The following is a 16,781-nucleotide window of genomic DNA, read 5'->3' as shown; positions in this document are numbered from 1 at the left end:
CTGCTTAGGCCATAATTGTTTTGCGATTTTGCATCGCACGGCGGAACTCGTTAGAGATCCGTTGCCCCACCTGGTGAGAAACTGCGTCATAATCAATCGCATTTTCGCGCACAGTCACCTGCACCGCACCTGGTGGAATATTTATCGCAATCTGGTTCGTCGTTTCCGTTTTGAAATCCTTAAGGTAACCGGACAGACTGCTCATCTGTTCTTCAGATATCTGTACCGTCATCGTGGACGATTTCCCATTCGTCTGCGCACCGTTACCAAGCGCCATCGCTTGGCTCTGCATCATGCTTGTTCCCATGAATCCAGCAGATGTAGGCTGACCGACTTTGCTGTTCATATAAGCCGTTGGGCCTGTCATGGTCAGTGCCGGTGGCATATAGGCAGGTGCCATCTGCGGGCCTGTTGCAACTGGAGACGGTGCAGCCACCGTTGCTGCCGAGACCGTCTTTTCTTCTTTTTTAGAACCAAATCCAAAGAAGCCGGATATGCCATCGGTGATTTTTTTTGTTTTCTCAGAGACATAATCGGCTGCACCCGACAAAGCATCCCCTACACCCTCGGTAGCACTAGACATAAAGTTTCCAATATCCTTCGCTTTGTCTCCAATCCAGCCGCCTGCTGCACTTCCGGCCCAACCACCTACTGCACCACCAACCCATGTTCCGATGCCAGGCAAAAGAACGCTACCGATGGCGCTACCAATCGCAGTACCAGCTGTGCCGCCAATCATGGAACCCACCGCTCGGCCACGCTCTTCCGGGGGTGCTGTCGCTACATTTGCCACATCAGCAAGCATGCTGATCGGTCCAAGCAACCTTTTTGCCCCTTTGGCAAAGCCACTACTTAAATTATCCATCAATCCATTACCAGCCAGCATGTCGGTTAAAGATCCCAATCCACCATCCGCAAATCCTAATCTACCGCTTCCTCGTATTCTTCTACCGCCTCCCCTATTACGGTTGCGATCGGCCGGAGGAGTTGGAGTATCAGGTACAGGATTGGGTACTGGTGATGGGCCCCGGTTCGAACGATTACTAGACCTTCTACCGCTTCGGTAATTTCGTCTTCCACGATCTGATCCACCACCATCTGCATTCGGTGAACGAACTCTACGGTTTTTGCCCATCTTTCCACCTGTGCAACAGCAGCATTTGGATGCTGGACTTCTGGTTGGATCTGATGCAGGACTTTCTTCTTTTTTCTTTTTGAACAAATTGATAATTTTACCAACTTTATCAATGATGTTATCAAAAATATCATTGAGGTTATTAAAAAATTCCATCCAAGTGTTAGCCTTATCAATCCAGCTATCTTCTTCTTTCGCATTGTTAGTGATATTTTTATTATTTTGAATCACGACAGCCATAGTTGGACCAGTTGGCCCACCTTTGCCCATCGCCACTTCGATCTTCTGCCGAACCTCAAGGGATACTGTTCCGGAAGCCGTAACCATCTGGTCCCTGAAACTATTCAGTTTCGCCCATGCGCGATCCAGTGCAGGACTGAGCTTATCAATCAACCCAATCGTCGGTGTAATTCGCAGCCTGCTGATTCGCACAGCCATACTATAAATATGCTCTAACCTGCGTCCAGTCGTTCTCAGTTCATTGTTCACCTTAATCAGACTCTGATAACGAACTCTGCCCAGACGTTCCGTCGAGCGCTGGATCTGATCCAGATAACGAAGGGTCGTCCGCATTTCCGCATTGGACTTGGATAAACCTACAATCATTTCTGCCATTTTTTCACCTCCTACCCTATTCCCTTATCGATTCATTTGCGAGGTTATTGCTGCCATTTCCTCTTCCGAGAACGCAATCAACAGTGAGCGCTCCCCGCGTGGCAAAGACCAGAACTCTCCGGGCCGGAGATGATGACGCACCCACATGTGATACAGGAACGTCGTCATCCCGCCGGAGTGAATCAGTTTTTTAGGTCTTCAATCTCCACACCAAAGCCGGACAGCTCCAGCACTTTATCACCTACGGCATCCAATTCACCAGCCAGCAGCATGCGGCGTACCGCCTGTTCTCCACCAGACAGCTTCATGCGGCCGGTAATGCGGGTATCTCCCCAGCCGGAGAGTTCCAGGCTGCGGACTTTCAATTTCACCGTTGCTTCAGAAATGAGCAGCGCGTTAAATGTTTCGGTATCCACCTTTTCCTCGGTGCGGCCTTTGGTCGTTTTACGAATCGTGCAACGTTCGCGAATGTGGTCCACTTTGGAAGACGTCAGTCCACGCAAGGTCAACAGCAGATCCAGACGCTGAATGCGTACATTCTCCTCTGGCAAACGTTCTGCTGCTTCAAACAACTGATCCAAAATCTGTTCTTCGGACATATTTTCAATCATACTCATTGGTCGTTATCTCCTTCTTGTTCACATTTGGCAATCATTATGCTACACTAGCCACTCCGATGACAGAATAACCTTCCGATCGCTGTTATCCCCAGATTTTTTTGATTCCCCTCTTCAAGGGAAAATCCGGCGATAGCCTATGCTTCCGATGCAGCTTTCTTTCAGAAAGCTTTTAGGCGAACGCTCCGCTTCTTCACGTTATTTCTGTCCTCTCCGTTACCGTGCAGATACTAAATTTGCTTTAAGTAGACAACAAAGAGACCGAGATCATCTCGGCCTCCATTAAAGTCCTTTTTAGTTCGCCACAATCGGATTCAGCAATTCAAATCCTTCAAACGTAAAACCTGTTTCCTCTGGTACTTCCTCACCCGCTGTCCAGTTGGCAAGCTGAATTTTGTCCACCATGCAGCCTCTCAACAATACACTCTCATGTCCATACGATTCAGGGTCGTTTAGCTTGGAAATAATCTCGAATTTGGTGAAGCCGCGCTGAATCATGTCCGAAGTGACTTTGTAGCCGGTCATCGTGCCTGTTCCTTTTTTCGCACCATTCTTGTGTACCTTCCAGTCGTTACCGACCAGATTCAACTCACGCTTTTCAATCTCCACACTCGCTTCCAACTTGTTAATGTTTGTCTGCCACACACCATCGATATGCAACTGACCATGGGTACCGAGAATTACTCTTGATGCATCCAACATATATTTTCCTCCTTGGGTTGGTTGAACTAATAAATATTACACGGTATAACTCCGCAGTCAGAACAATCTTCCGATCGCTGTTATCCCCAGATTTTTTTTGATTCCTTTTCATAAAGGGAAAATCCGGTGATAAAGGCGAGCGCTTCGCTTCTTCAGATTTTTTCTGCCCTCTCCGTTATCGTGTAAACCATCAGTTCAACATATAGTAATTATTCTAGAAACCTTATTGCACGTAAAATGTACCAAACAACTGCTCCATCACATCCGTCAGCTTCACATTCCATTGTAGGAATACCTGATCTGCCTCCGGTTTGAGAACTGGTGCTGTGCCATAATACGCCGGGTCAAGAATGACATCATAACCGTCAGCTTCAATCACATTGCTCTGTGCGAGCAATGCCAAATAGGCCTTCATGGCACTAATCAGCGCCTGACGACCCTCTTCAGTATTGTTTACCTTACCGATATACGTATCTTCCGCGGAACGTTGCAGATCCGTGTTAATGGCGTCCAACACACGAATGGAACGGATTTTTTTCCACGCATTATTCTGTCCAGCGGCTGGCGTTACCAGTGTGTTTACACCGCGAAGTGCTTTCACCTGAAGTCCATCATGGAAGAAAATAAATACACCATTCTGTACCGCCTGCTCCTGTTCTGCCCGCGTCCAACGACGTGTCACGTCATCGAACGGAGTAGCTGCATAGGTTGTGGATTGGTTCAGACGTTGTCCGGCGATCAGACCTGCAACATAGGCGGACGTTTCCGCGGAGCTGTAGAATGCATCTCCAAGGCGCACGCCTGTACCGACATTAATCACACCTTCATGGTTCAGCGCAAGCGAACGTGCTGCTGCTTTTTGTGCTGCTGTAGCTGAGGTGTCGTCCGCTGCGGAACCGCCAAATACGGCCACCACCGGTTTACCTTCACTACGCACACGTTTCACCCATGCCGCAAAACTCGCAAGCAGAGGCGCATCTGCCGCCTGATCCAAAGCCAAAACGTCGAATTGCTCCCCTTCCAGCGCACCCTGTACTGCAATGTACTCCGCATTGGTCAGGTCATCGTTGCCACTTACGCCGCCTTTGAATGCCGCACCCGCAACGGTAGCAACCATGCCAGTACCATCGCCAATCGCCTGCGCCGTTACCCAGACATTTCGTTCATCCGCGTTAATCTCTTTTGCCAGAGAAGCTGCTGTAATATCCGCTGTCAGGAGCGCATACAACATCCGGTTACCTTCAAAAAGGCGAACTTCATGCTTCGTATTATCAATCACACCCGGCTGGATGGTGACGTAGAACCCATTCGCACGATCCCCCGGATACTTTGCATCCAGTTGCAGCACATTGGCATCACTGCTGTCCTTCAAGGTAAGCGTAGCTGCTTTGGCCGCAGCACTTGCTACCCGATAAGCGAGCAGCTTCTTCGGTCCACCCAACAGGGCGAGTTTCAAGGATGTATAGGCCGTACCGTTATCCAGCACATTCGCCGCATAAATACGTTCAATCGCCGCTTCGCTCCCTACTTCAACAAAAGTCCCCACCGGGCCCCAGTTGGCCTTGACTGGCACAACGACCGTTCCCCGCGTACCCGCTTGAATGGCCGAAGATGCTGCCGCCTGAAAATTCATATATAAGCCCGGAAGGACCGGACGATTTGTTTGCTCCCAAGTTCCACCTGCCATTATCCCTTCACCTTCGCTTTCATAAATTGGTTAATTCGTTCCTGCGTTTCTTCAATGGAAAACGTCTCTTGCGCCGCTTCGTACAGCGCACCGTACAGCACCTCTGCCTTAACGGCAAAGAGGGCTTCTGCATGATTCATTAGTTCTGCCCGTGTATACCGCGGGGCTGTCTGTTTGCTTTTTTTCACTGAACTTGCCATTGCCATCTCACCTCATTTGTTGGACTACTAATTTCGTGAATCGTTGATCTTTAAGCTTGATCTATGAATTTTCAATCCTGTGAACCTATGAGTTTGAAGCTACAATGTTGAAGCTATATCAATCTACTCAAAGCTATAATCTGGAACCACTCTTAAAAGTGCATGTTCAAAAAGATCGGTTTTCAGTACCGAGAAGATGGGATGAAGTTAGAAATGGAGTAGCAGAGCGTAGGGAAAACTACGTGAGCAACGGACATTTCGGCTGAATTCCATATTCGATGCTGATGATGCCGTTAGGCATCCTTTGTAATCAAAAGCGGGCTTTTTGAACAACCTCTAATAGAAGGTTCCTCTCGACTAACGTTTACTCCATCCCTTTGCTATGGTGAATCTCACGAATGAAAGGTACATTTGTACCCGGACGACGAATCCGCTGTTGCAACGTCAGGCGAATCTGACCATTCAGATATGCATCCGTCTGCAGATCCGCCGTTACCTCATCCACCGTCACATACCGTGTGTTACTTTTGTGCTCTTCGCCACCCGTTTCAGTTACGGCAAGACGAGCTTGGACCGCAAGTTGCTCTACCAACCGAGTAACGATCTGGCGTGTTAGCACCGGATAATCGGTGAGCACATGCCCAATCCACTGTTGTCGAACCTCCAATGCCGATGTGCCTGCCACAGACGTGCTGCATCCGGCCAATCGCCATAACACAGACGGCTTCTCGTACCCACCAGGCCATACATCCCCATGTACCGACCAGTTCGAGCCAAGCTCCTGCTGTGTCCAGTCTTGAAGTGCAGCTAACCACGCGTCCCCTGTTTCAACGAGAGCAGCTCCCGAGTCTTCGGGAACATACACCCCAAACCGTAGACTGCGCGTAACCATGCCGGACCCTGCATCCACCCGGTCACTATCTGAAGAACCCAGATAGATACAGGTGAAGGCCTCGCCTGCTTCATCCACCAGTCTTACCTGGTGCAACCCATCAATTAGAAGGGCTGACCAAGCTTCCACTTGTTCAGTGCCACCATCTTCTGGACGAGCGTAGGGTGAGATTTTAATAATCCTTCGATATCCCGCCCAAGCAGACTTCGGCACTTCTTCGGCAAACGCAACGATTGCACAAGGCCCGGCTAACACTTCGCCTGACGCAGGTACATCTAGCACACGACCGTCCCAATCTGGAACAAGCACCGCGAGCTTCTGTTTCAGCGTTTTTTTAATGAGCGTACTCAATCCACTGGTGCTTATGGCAGTGCTAGTCTCATTATTCATAGACACATTCATTTCGCCCCCTTTGGCTGCAAGTTTGAGATCTGCCCACACCGTGCAGCGACAATGCAGCAGCAGTAGACTCCCCCTTTTAAATCAGAGTCGTATTCCGACCGAACCAGTACCGGGACTACATTCACCGCATCAAAAAGACCGGCCACCTGGCCGGTCTGTACATTAGCGTATGTGCTTTCGGTGCGTCCCTTGCTATTGATCCGATAATACAATCTTACACCCTTTCAACCCTAGCGCGGATGGTGTTCCATACGACTTCGGTGCGATTAAGGGCGTCGTTCGGGTGGAAAAAAGACGATTCTGGAAGCATCATTTTAAAGGATATCTAAGTAAGCATTAAGATCAAGATCAATGAATTGATAAATATATCCAAATATATTAATATTTCATTATTAAATTCATTGTCGCTTACGTGAAAGAAGGAGAAATACCTATGAGTAAAACATTCAAGGCCACTTCAGTTTTCATCTTAGCAGTTATACTCGGGTTATCCTGCTGGGTCTACTTCGGACTGCTTGGTAATCCGCTGAAGAAAAATGAAGCTGAACAACAGGTAACCACTTACCTGATGGAACAGAAGGGTTATTCACCCGAACAGCTTATCGAAATAAAAGGTACGTACTCTTCAAAAAGCTCTGAAGCACCTTACGGTGCTTCCGTAACATTCGCGGATGAACCCGAAGCCAAGTACCAATACATCATTTTTAACAACGGCGAGATTAAGCAGTACAGCCATACCAGTGATTATCCTAAACATGAGGAGTCCATGGTGAGATAGCAGTTTAGTTCAAAGTGACCTTCGGATTCAACGTAATCTCAAATGCACGGCCCCAGATAAAATCAGGGTTCGCATATTCCAGCAGCGCACTGCCATACGTCGCATAAGACAATTCGCCATCACAGATCTGCTTGATCGCAATATTACCTGTCTGGAAAGCTGTCTTATTTGCAAGTGCCGTGGTATACATCTGCATCAGATCACGGAGTAAAGTTTGCAAATGGGCATAGTCTTCCTCTGAGTTGAACAGCAGCATATTTTGATCCGAAAGGGTAGCCACGTTGGTATACAGCGCATGGGCTCGGGAATACGTGCGGATGTCCGCAATCGCTACCGCTTTGTAGTAATAATCCTTCAGGAAACGCTTAAACAACAGCGAGCCATGCGCATTCATCGCATCTCGCAATTTATGCTCATGCTTCTCTGTTGTGATCAACGCGTACCTCGACTGTCCCATGCCTACGGCAATACCGATCTTGTTACCTGGCGTATTCCAGGCACTATAACCCAGCACCCGTCCGGTATATGGGCTGTTTAGCAACGCTTCAGCAACATCGACATTGGCTGGTCCTTTACCCACAAAATCAATCAATACCGAAGGCAGACCTTGCTCCCCATTCAGGGTCAATTGCTCCAACGCTGCTTGCACCTGATCCAGAGCGGTAATCGCAATAATCTCAATGTCAATGCTTGTGTACTCTCCGGAATTACCCGGGTGACCCTTGGTCATACGATCCAACTCGGAAGCCATGTCAAATGGGACAACCTGATCGGCTGCTACAGCCACTAGCTGTTCATTTTCCAAGCCAGCACCCGCATTCGTCACCACCTCCGGTTCAGGATATGCCGAGTCGGCCACAAGCACACCTCCAACAATATCCACATGACGAACCACATTCTCATGTACATCCATGTATTCATACGTGTTAATGATGGTATTGCCGTGAGGACCAAAATATTTCACTCCGTAACGTGTCTTCGCACCGCCTCGGAACAACTGGTTCGCCATGCGAGCGACCAAAGCGTGCCCCAGACCATCTGCATCCGGCAGGATGATCGCACGATCTGGATTTTGTCCATTGGTTCCACCCAGCCATTCATTGATCCGGGCTTCTACGTATTTGATTTCATTGATCTGAACACCCTGCGTATTGGCATCGTCGACGCCAACTGCGAGGAAATCGATATAACCTGTGCGAGCCAGCTGATCCAGAATGTATAGATTCGTTTTGAATTTATGCTGTCTTGTGTTGTAATATTGTTCTTTATCAAAATAGGTCGTTGTCCCATATTCCGCCCCATCTGGAGACAGGTTATAACCTTCGAGAATATCCTCAAACTCAGTGTATGTCTGGCGTGGCTGCTGCATCAACGCACGGGATTCATTATATGCATCGAGCGCCAAGCCATCTGCAAACGAGGTTGTAGCCAAACGCATGATAGTATCCATGACAAATACGGGTTTGCGTGGATATTTTTGCTTGATCACGCGAATCACATCCAGCAAACGAGTGGTTTCCTCATCGTATTTCGGATAGGTACCTCCCCCATCTTCGCGGAGCTGACGACTGCCAATCAGACCGCCATAAGCGAGCATATCGGATGAGATAATGAATCCGTCGACTTTGGCAGCATGTTTCAGAATAAAGTCATGAATGTTGGACGGTTTACCATACACTGGCTTGGAGGTGCCGAGCAGCGTAGTGCCATCTACGGTTTTCTCGGAGTCCAGACGATTCTTAAGATCACTCAGGTTCGGTGTAACGATATGGATACCGGCTGCTTTCCCTTGCACAATCACATCATCCAGATTCGCTGGACGATCATCCAGTGGAACATACAATACTGTTTTCATATCACGTAGCCTCCTGTTATCTATATAAGTTGAACTACAGTTTATTTACACTTGCCACTTCGATGACAGAACAACCTTCCGATCGCTGTTATCCCCGGATTTTCTTGATCCACTTATATAAAGGTAGAAATCCGTGGATAAAGGCGCACGCTCCGCTTCTTCAGGTTATTTCTGTCCTCTTCGTTCTCGTGTAAATCGTTAGTTCAACTTATATATCTAGTCTTTAATACCCGATCAGGGCAAGGAGGCAATCACCGAATTAAAAAACCGGCCCCATGGCCGGTCTGTACTTTAGCGTATGAGCTGTCGGTGTGTCCTCCTTGCTGCTAATCCGATAATAACATCTTACCGCCTTTGCCCACTCGTGCTGATGGTAATCGGGATGAAATACGCCTGAATGTAGTTGTCTCTGCGGCGGTTAATCGTCGGTTTTAATCTGAATAAAATTATAACATCCATAAAACAAGCACCTGCCAGTTTTGGCAAGTGCTCTTCATTTTTGTTCCAAATCGTTGGCTCCATCTCACGCGATGATATAACGAAAGTTCTCCCATGTTTCCGGTACAGGTTCCCCGTTCTTGGCATGATGATAGAAGCTGAACGGGAATTTGAACACATGACCTCCGTACCAGTCACGGGAACGTCTATCGGTGAGCCAATATTCCAGCTCATGAGGAAGCGCCACTGATCGTTCCGCCCGCGATAATGGCAGCAAGTCTACAGGTGATTGCAGTGTCGGCATCTCCTGTTCGCTGTTCACATCTCGGCTTAAACGTAGCGCCTTCACCATAGTAAGGAAAGGTGGAATGCCTTTATGGAATAATGCAGGATAACCCAATTCATATAATATGTTAAGCGCATGTCCGTAGGTCAGCATATGGCCGATCAGATCATGATGAGCTTCCGCGTGATAGATGGTCTGGAACGCACCAAGCTCATCCAGAATCAGGCGTGACAACTGCGTTGGATCTTCGATCTCAGGGAAACCATCTCTCTTTTCCGGCTTCAGACTGCGAATTTCTTTCACGGTCGTATTCATCCAGGATCTTCCTGGGATAGTTCGATCGAATGAATCGATCAGTTCAACCAGCCGACCAATATCCTCCGCAGTACCCCATCCATCCAGTTCGCGAATGGCCTTCAGACTGATTGCCCCGTAGATGGCCTGGTGTCCAACCCAGTGCAACTCTCCAATCGTTCGATCCAATGCGTCCGTAATACGCGCTTCGGCATCTTCCCTGGGCATGATTTCACCAATCGGAGAGGTCTGACCAGGGCTGACTCCATGCTGGCGAAGCATGGCTTTTGCTTCGGCGGTAACACTGCCGGCGGCAAGGGCAGTGAGACGATTTTCCCGTACCCAAAAATATGCCGCAATCGCACCCGCCCCATAATGGGCATGCCACAGATCTCCTGTACGCTCCCGACTGGAAACGATAATCGCTAGTCCTTCTTCCAACAAACGTCGATCCAAGCTTGCCACCACCCTTCATCATCTGTAAGCCTGACAGAACAACCTTCCAATCACTCTTATCCCCAGATTTTTTTTCGATTCCCTTTCCTAAGGGAACATCCGGCGATAAATGTGAGATTATGCTTACAAAGTAGCTTTCTTTCAGAAAGCTTTTACCTTCGCTTTTTCAGGTTTTTTCTGTCCTCTCCGTTATCGTGTAAATTTAATTCAACTTATATATCCTAATTAATAAATAAAGCGTTTACTTCTATAACATGATGGAATGGCTCCACATATGCCCGTTTTACTCTGGAATATAAAGTTTAGCCGATTCGAAGCCTGCCCACGTCACGAATGGACACTTCCAGCGGATAGATCTGTGCTTTTTGCGTAGAAAAAAACCACGTCCGATGTTTCTTCACCACGATAAACAGACCATGCACATCTCCTACAGGAGCAAAGGTTTCACTCACCTCACCCCAGCGCGTGAGTCCCATCTGCTGAAGCTCATTCACCGTAGACAGAACATCATCCGTCACCAGTCCAACCTCACACACCTGTAATATATCTTTAGTCGAGAAGTCGTGATCACTCTCGTTCTGAATACGATGATGAGCAATTAGCTCGATAATATTGCCTGCCGGATCTTCGAAATAAAGAGAATGAGAGTTCCAGTTAGTAGAATACGTCTCATCCCGATCTTCTTCCCTGCTTAAAACAACACGTGATGCAGTCCACTGCTTCGCTTCCTTGAACCGATTCGTCGGAAGCAACCAGGCCACATGGTAGAAGGGCTCACGATCTGTTTCACACTGCTTGAAAATCATCTTTGTCCTTCCAACCTGTAGGTTGAAGGCCTGATCCGTGACACTGAACACCTCCATTCCCAACGTATCACGATAAAAGTGCTTGAGGTCCTCCAGCCGTGCTGTATATAACTGTAATTCTTCGATCATCATACGATCTTCTCCTGCATCTCCTCCCACTGACTCCATGGCACCATGCCTAGCTCAGGCTTTGCTTCATCCGGGAGCATGGCGATGAATTCAAGCGAATGACCATCTGGATCGGTAAAATATACAGATACCGCGGGCATCCAGCCGAAGACGTACAGTTCACCAATATCATCATCCAGGAAGTTCTGTGTCTTAATCCCTTTGTTCTCCAAGTGAGCCACCGCATGCTTCATATCCTCCAGAGATACATGAAAAGCAAAGTGCTGACGCTTCACCTCGGAAGGTTCCTTTTGCCACAATCCCAGCATGGCATTGCCTTTTCCACCGATCCAGTAGAAGGAGTTCCCACGTTCTTTCTGCATATAAGCATGGGGTAAACCCAGCACTGTTTCATAGAAATGATGGGATCTCTCCAGATCCGTTACGTTTAGATGTGTTTCAAATATGCCTGTAATCATGATGCTCAACCTCTTTTCCATTTCCCATTTTCGTCTTCGTTCTCAACTCATGGATGAATTCCGCGCATTCGTTAACGTCTCGGCCAGATTTAAAAATGATCCAATGACCCGCTGCACCCGGTCCTCTATATCCTGACTGCCTTCGTACTCCTCGTATCCGTCAAATGTCGCTTCGAAACGTCTGCGCTGCGCACCACCAATGGAAATCCACTCCTGGGCATTGATGCCATGCAGATTGCGAACAATCGCTTGCAGCTGTAAAAGCGAACTTACCCCCACCGCTCCACCAGAGGAGCTGATGGACAGGACGGGCTTACCACTGAAATGAGCCTGGCTCAGGTGATCCAGTGCATTTTTGAGCACACCGCTAATACTGCCATGATACTCTGGTGTAGACAGGATGATGGCGTCTGCCGCGAGCATACGCGTGTTCAGGTCTGCCAGATGTTCATGATCCGCTTGTTTCTCATCTGGTGCGTAGAATGGAAGTGGCGTCTGATACAGATCAAACAAGCTGGCCTGATGCCCCTGAGCCCGAATAATCTCCACTGCGTATTCTCCCAAACGTGTACTGGTTGCATTGTTCCGATTGCTACCTGCAAAATAACGATATTCATCCATGTCACTCTCCTTGGTTTTTTTATTATTTTTGAATTTCACGTTCCTTCAACCGATCCATCTTTGGCTATCTTTATCTTACCTTTCTTCCGCAGCCAATTCGTCAGCAGATAGACTTAACTTGAAATACCAAAAAACTCAACCTTTAGGTTGAGTTTATACGACTTAAGTATGAAGATATGTCGGAATTGGTCAGACGACCCAGCCATTTCTTACGGCATGAAGAGCCGCTTGCGTCCGATCCGCCAGCCCGAGTTTGTCCAGCAGATGACTGACATGGGTTTTGACCGTTTTTTCTGTGATGACTAATTGAACCGCAATTTCCTTGTTGCTCAGCCCTTGCGCAATCAGCCCCAAGACTTCTTGTTCACGGCGAGTGAGCATATCCGGACCACCAAGGGATGTTTCATTTGATTTTCCAGCCTGCTTTGGCTCCTGATGTTGATTGTCTGCTGACCGATCTATCGGTATATGCTGTGGTTGTTGTTCATTTATAGACCAATCGGATGAAGCCATCACATGCATCAATTGACCTGCTGCGGCGGGATGCAATTCTACCTGACCTGCATGCACATTACGAATGGCTACGGCCAAATCCTCCGGTTCTATATCCTTGAGCAGATATCCTTTCACCCCTGCGCGAACAGCAGGAACGACATGATCCTGATCGGAAAAAGAAGTGAGTACAATGATTCGCGTTTCTGGCATTAACGTACGCAACCGTCTGGCTGTTTCAATTCCGTCCATAACCGGCATATGCAGATCCATTAATACCACGTCGGGTTTTAATGCTTCCGCCTGCTCCAATGCTTCCTGCCCGTTCGATGCTTCTCCAACAACCTTCATATCTTGTTGCGTGGTCAAAAAAACATGTAGCCCTCGTCTCACCATCGCATGATCATCTGCGAGCAATATTGTAATCGGCATCTCTTCTTCCCCCTGACTTTATACAGCTTCGAACGGAAGTGGAATGACTGCCGTTACTGTCGTTCCCTTTCGGGAAGAACTAACTATTTCTAACCTGCCCCCAAGTGATTCAGCCCGTTCCGTCATAATGGACAGACCCAGTGAGCTTCCAGACGACGATTTTGGCTTGTTCGCTCCGCCTTTTCCCTTGTCTGTGACGGTGAGCATCGCTTCATGATCACTTAGCTTGAGGGTGACCTCAGCAGAACGAACACCAGCGTGTTTCCGTACATTATTCAGCGCTTCCTGTCCGATTCGCCACAATGCTTCTTCTATATTACGCGGTAGAGACCGCATTCCCGTCCGATTCATCACCACTTGAAGACCCTGGCTGGTGCCGTATTCCTGTAGCGCATGGAGCAGCCCTGCTTCCAGTCCCGCGGGACGGAGCTGCATAATCAATGCACGCATTTCCTTAAGAGCCTCCTGAGACAAAGACCGAATATCCTTCATCGCTTCCACTGCCGGGTGCAACTGTTCGGAGCCGGATAACATACTTTCCACACCTTTAGCTGTTAACGATAGTGAAAATAGAATCTGATTGACCGAATCATGCAGATCGCGAGCCAATCGGTTTCTCTCCTCCAGCCGTGCCAGTTCGCGGCGATTCTCCGCCAGCTTCAGACTCTCCCATGAGGCTGTAATATGCTCGGCCAGTGCCTCCAGCACTTCAAAGTCCGCCTGTGTGGGACCCGATGTTCCAAGTCCAATCATTAGAATTCTCGTTTCACCTGGCGTATGGTAGGGAAGGGGAGCAGCAATCCCTGAGACAAGGGAATCCATCGTTTTGTCAAGCTCGCTCCCCGTGAAAATCTCAATCAGTTCTATCGCAGACAGGGACGCAGCCCTGTGACTATTGATCACACGATTCATTTGGTTTGCCGCTTCCAAAGATAATGACGCACTTGATAACGTTTGAACGATGCCACCTGTATAGGCTGCCTGTACTGTATATACGCCATATCTCTGCTGAATAATGGAAGCGAAAGGCCAATCATAATGCTGTCCAAGCAACTGTACAACTTTTAAAGAAAAAGCATCAGAATTGCTGCATTCGTTCACTGCAAGACCCAAATCCGTACTGAACTCCCCCAGCTTGGCATACAGATCAGCTCGTCGCTGCTCCGCACGATATAATCTCATCCGCTCCATCGCGCTACCAATCTGGTACGCCACGCCCTGTAACAGTGCCAGTTCACTGTCGCTGAAAAGTTCCTTAGCTGGCGCAGCAACGTTGAGCAGGCCCAGCATCTTATCACCTGATCTTAACGGTACGGTCGCATGATGGGTAATATTATGGGTTTCTCCCCATTTGAATTCCACGGCATTTTCCAGCCGCTTGCAGTTAATGATGTTGACCGCATGATTCAATCGACCATCCTTGAAGCGGTTCACACACCAGCAGGTACCCGTTCGCATGGGTTCTTTATCTTTACGCAGTAATGCCGGGGGCAGATTGTAATCTGAAACACAGGTATAGTCTCCGCGTTCATTAATGAGGAACACCCAGCCGGCAGTTAATCCGGTCAACTCCAGCAATTTGCTCACCACCGTATCCAGCATTAAGCTCAGATCATTGGACGTATTGAGCGTTTCCGCGATTGTCTTCAGCGTGACCATTTCCTGCATTCCGAGCTCTTCCGACATGGCAGACTTCTCTCCTTTGACTGATGCCAACTGTGGTTTGTTCAACTATTGTAACCAATCCACCTTGGATATTAAAGGATCAACTTCTTACTCGGTTCGCTTAGCCCAGCTTCTGCCGTTCTTTACGGGACACGGACAAAGGCTCCATATTAATCAGACCGCGGTCCGACAGAGCCAACGCCATTTTGTAGAAAGCACGTGTACGAATCTTCGTATACGTATCCTTGCTGACAGGCGGATCAAATACATGGTTATACACTTTATAGTCAAACACATCATCGTCTTTCAGATATCGTTCACAGACGAGTACACGTTCCTTCTCACTCAGCCGGGACACCACAAAATCAATCGTATCGCAGTATGCCTGACGCGCGCGCTGCACGTCCACATTATAAATCGCCGTTCTCGCCGTAGAATCCTCTGTCACATTGGTTGCACCATGGAATCGCTCGGCATAACTTGCCGTCACCATAACCTCTCGTTCTTCAAATGCAATCGTTTTATAAATTCGGTATTTTTCCAGCGCAGCCTCAACAGCTGTTTGCGTTTTACGTCGGTCCAATTCGGGCAGCATCAATTCCATATTTATCTTCCTCCTTTAGTATTCTTTACTCCATTCATATCACTCACTCTATCGTTCACATCATATTGTTTTGCCATCGTTCTTTGTACGATAGCAAAATGCTCTTATTCATAGAGTTGTCCAGTTTTCTAAAAAAGTAACGACATTTTTTCAATTTTCCCCTGTTGCCTTTTGGAATCACTCCAAACCGCTATAATACGGGGAATTCCACTTTTTAGAAGGTGATTACAAAACACACGCTTCGCTATAACGTTACATTTTGTTCGTATAGTGTTCGTATTTCTATTTGAGGATACCACTTTCTGGAGATCGGAGTAAACCTTCATTTTGGTTCATTTTGACGATAAAATAAAACCTTCGCTCTCATTTCCTATGCCTTTTGGCATAAATGTTTCATATCTCTTTACCTAATGGTATATATACGTTATAGTACTGTTTAATTAATGAACTTCCGTACAAGTCATTTGATTTTTATAAAGAAGCCACCGAGATTTTTTGGGAAGAGACTTAGGTGTGTATCACGCGCATACGCAGTGAAGGAGACGGAATCGATTCTGAAGAAGCGAAGCGTTCGCCTTTATCCCCGGATTTCTCCCTTTAGAGAGGGAAATAGGAAATCTGGGGATAACAGCGATCAAAAGAACGATCCGAATCCGAAACGGGCATAGAACGCACATCTACCTCCCCCATCCAACTGTCTTCTTTATAACTCAAGCACTTGTACGAATCGAAGGAGTTGGCATGAATTGTGGAGCACGCTTTTGGTCCTTATATGAAACAACTGCGCGAGCAACAAGGATACAGCATCAATCAGCTCGCCGAAGCAGCCGGAATAAGCAACTCACAGATTTCACGCATTGAGAACGGGGTACGGGGTGTGCCCAAACCGGCAACCATTCGTAAAATTTCGGATGCACTCTCGGTTCCCTATACAGAGATGATGAAGCAGGCTGGCTATATTGAACCAGGGAGTTCTACTGAACATCAGGACGTACCGGAATGGGCTACATACAAAGACCGTCGTGATTTCAAAAAGATGCTGGAGGACGATGATGATCTGATGTTTGACGGCATTCCACTCGATGAAGAGGACAAGAAACGCATCAAGGATGTGCTGACAGGTCTGTTCTGGGAAGCCAAGCAGATGAACAAACGCAAGAAGACAGATGAATCGGACAATCGCCCATGAAGCATGACGAACTGAATTTAATGAGGCA

18 protein-coding genes are annotated in these 16,781 nt (G+C 47.8%); 2 read left to right on the top strand and 16 right to left on the bottom strand.

From position 1 onward, the window contains the following. Positions 1–4 precede the first annotated feature (4 nt). From MKX75_RS06060 to MKX75_RS06030, 7 genes are all read right to left on the bottom strand, one after another. Positions 5–1,750, bottom strand: coding sequence for a hypothetical protein (locus tag MKX75_RS06060; RefSeq protein WP_339168887.1), 1,746 nt, complete (start codon positions 1,748–1,750; stop codon positions 5–7). Positions 1,751–1,774: 24 nt separating this feature from the next. Beyond that, positions 1,775–1,918, bottom strand: coding sequence for a hypothetical protein (locus MKX75_RS06055; protein WP_162842432.1), 144 nt, complete (start codon positions 1,916–1,918; stop codon positions 1,775–1,777). 14 nt (positions 1,919–1,932) lie between these two features. Next, complete coding sequence (locus MKX75_RS06050) at positions 1,933–2,367, bottom strand: hypothetical protein (RefSeq protein ID WP_339168886.1); 435 nt, start codon at positions 2,365–2,367, stop codon at positions 1,933–1,935. Between the two features lie 294 nt (positions 2,368–2,661). Further along, positions 2,662–3,069: a phage tail tube protein gene (locus MKX75_RS06045; RefSeq protein ID WP_036611426.1), complete on the bottom strand. Its 408-nt coding sequence runs from the start codon at positions 3,067–3,069 to the stop codon at positions 2,662–2,664. Positions 3,070–3,292: 223 nt separating this feature from the next. Then, positions 3,293–4,756, bottom strand: coding sequence for a phage tail sheath subtilisin-like domain-containing protein (locus tag MKX75_RS06040; RefSeq protein WP_339168885.1), 1,464 nt, complete (start codon positions 4,754–4,756; stop codon positions 3,293–3,295). Then, positions 4,756–4,956 (bottom strand): hypothetical protein, encoded by a 201-nt coding sequence (locus tag MKX75_RS06035; protein ID WP_017690177.1) that lies wholly within the window; start codon positions 4,954–4,956, stop codon positions 4,756–4,758. The genes MKX75_RS06040 and MKX75_RS06035 overlap by 1 nt, the downstream gene beginning before the upstream one ends. A gap of 364 nt (positions 4,957–5,320) precedes the next feature. Then, a complete protein-coding gene (locus MKX75_RS06030; RefSeq protein ID WP_339168884.1) occupies positions 5,321–6,244 on the bottom strand; it encodes a hypothetical protein in 924 nt (307 codons plus the stop codon). A 439-nt stretch (positions 6,245–6,683) separates the two neighbouring features. Between MKX75_RS06030 and MKX75_RS06025 the strand changes: the two genes are divergently transcribed. Beyond that, complete coding sequence (locus tag MKX75_RS06025) at positions 6,684–7,028, top strand: DUF3139 domain-containing protein (protein ID WP_339168883.1); 345 nt, start codon at positions 6,684–6,686, stop codon at positions 7,026–7,028. Positions 7,029–7,032: 4 nt separating this feature from the next. Here MKX75_RS06025 and MKX75_RS06020 read toward each other — a convergent pair whose 3' ends face one another. The 9 genes from MKX75_RS06020 to MKX75_RS05980 form a co-directional block, all read right to left on the bottom strand. Continuing rightward, complete coding sequence (locus tag MKX75_RS06020; protein ID WP_339168882.1) at positions 7,033–8,883, bottom strand: DUF4127 family protein; 1,851 nt, start codon at positions 8,881–8,883, stop codon at positions 7,033–7,035. A gap of 345 nt (positions 8,884–9,228) precedes the next feature. After that, positions 9,229–9,405, bottom strand: a complete 177-nt coding sequence (locus MKX75_RS06015) for a hypothetical protein (RefSeq protein WP_339168881.1) — start codon at positions 9,403–9,405, stop codon at positions 9,229–9,231. A gap of 1 nt (position 9,406) precedes the next feature. Next, positions 9,407–10,357 carry a hypothetical protein gene (locus MKX75_RS06010; protein ID WP_339168880.1) on the bottom strand — a complete coding sequence of 317 codons (951 nt, stop codon included), beginning with the start codon at positions 10,355–10,357 and terminating at the stop codon, positions 9,407–9,409. Between the two features lie 302 nt (positions 10,358–10,659). After that, positions 10,660–11,295 (bottom strand): VOC family protein, encoded by a 636-nt coding sequence (locus tag MKX75_RS06005; RefSeq protein ID WP_339168879.1) that lies wholly within the window; start codon positions 11,293–11,295, stop codon positions 10,660–10,662. Further along, entirely contained in the window at positions 11,292–11,750 is a 459-nt protein-coding gene (locus tag MKX75_RS06000; protein WP_076331914.1) for a VOC family protein, read from the bottom strand. Before MKX75_RS06000 ends, MKX75_RS06005 begins: the two co-directional genes overlap by 4 nt. A 42-nt stretch (positions 11,751–11,792) precedes the next feature. Beyond that, complete coding sequence (locus tag MKX75_RS05995; protein WP_339168878.1) at positions 11,793–12,410, bottom strand: NAD(P)H-dependent oxidoreductase; 618 nt, start codon at positions 12,408–12,410, stop codon at positions 11,793–11,795. 150 nt (positions 12,411–12,560) lie between these two features. Then, positions 12,561–13,295: a response regulator transcription factor gene (locus MKX75_RS05990; RefSeq protein WP_076331912.1), complete on the bottom strand. Its 735-nt coding sequence runs from the start codon at positions 13,293–13,295 to the stop codon at positions 12,561–12,563. Between the two features lie 18 nt (positions 13,296–13,313). Further along, positions 13,314–15,026: a GAF domain-containing sensor histidine kinase gene (locus MKX75_RS05985; RefSeq protein WP_339168877.1), complete on the bottom strand. Its 1,713-nt coding sequence runs from the start codon at positions 15,024–15,026 to the stop codon at positions 13,314–13,316. Positions 15,027–15,081: 55 nt separating this feature from the next. Further along, positions 15,082–15,564 carry an ArpU family phage packaging/lysis transcriptional regulator gene (locus MKX75_RS05980; RefSeq protein ID WP_339168876.1) on the bottom strand — a complete coding sequence of 161 codons (483 nt, stop codon included), beginning with the start codon at positions 15,562–15,564 and terminating at the stop codon, positions 15,082–15,084. Between the two features lie 745 nt (positions 15,565–16,309). On the opposite strand from MKX75_RS05980, the gene MKX75_RS05975 reads away from it, so the two are divergent. Then, positions 16,310–16,753, top strand: a complete 444-nt coding sequence (locus MKX75_RS05975; protein WP_339170367.1) for a helix-turn-helix domain-containing protein — start codon at positions 16,310–16,312, stop codon at positions 16,751–16,753. Positions 16,754–16,781: the final 28 nt, after the last annotated feature.

Source organism: Paenibacillus sp. FSL R5-0341 (assembly GCF_037975235.1).
Lineage (GTDB): Bacteria > Bacillota > Bacilli > Paenibacillales > Paenibacillaceae > Paenibacillus > Paenibacillus amylolyticus_A.
This window is presented reverse-complemented; position numbering and strand designations above follow the sequence as displayed.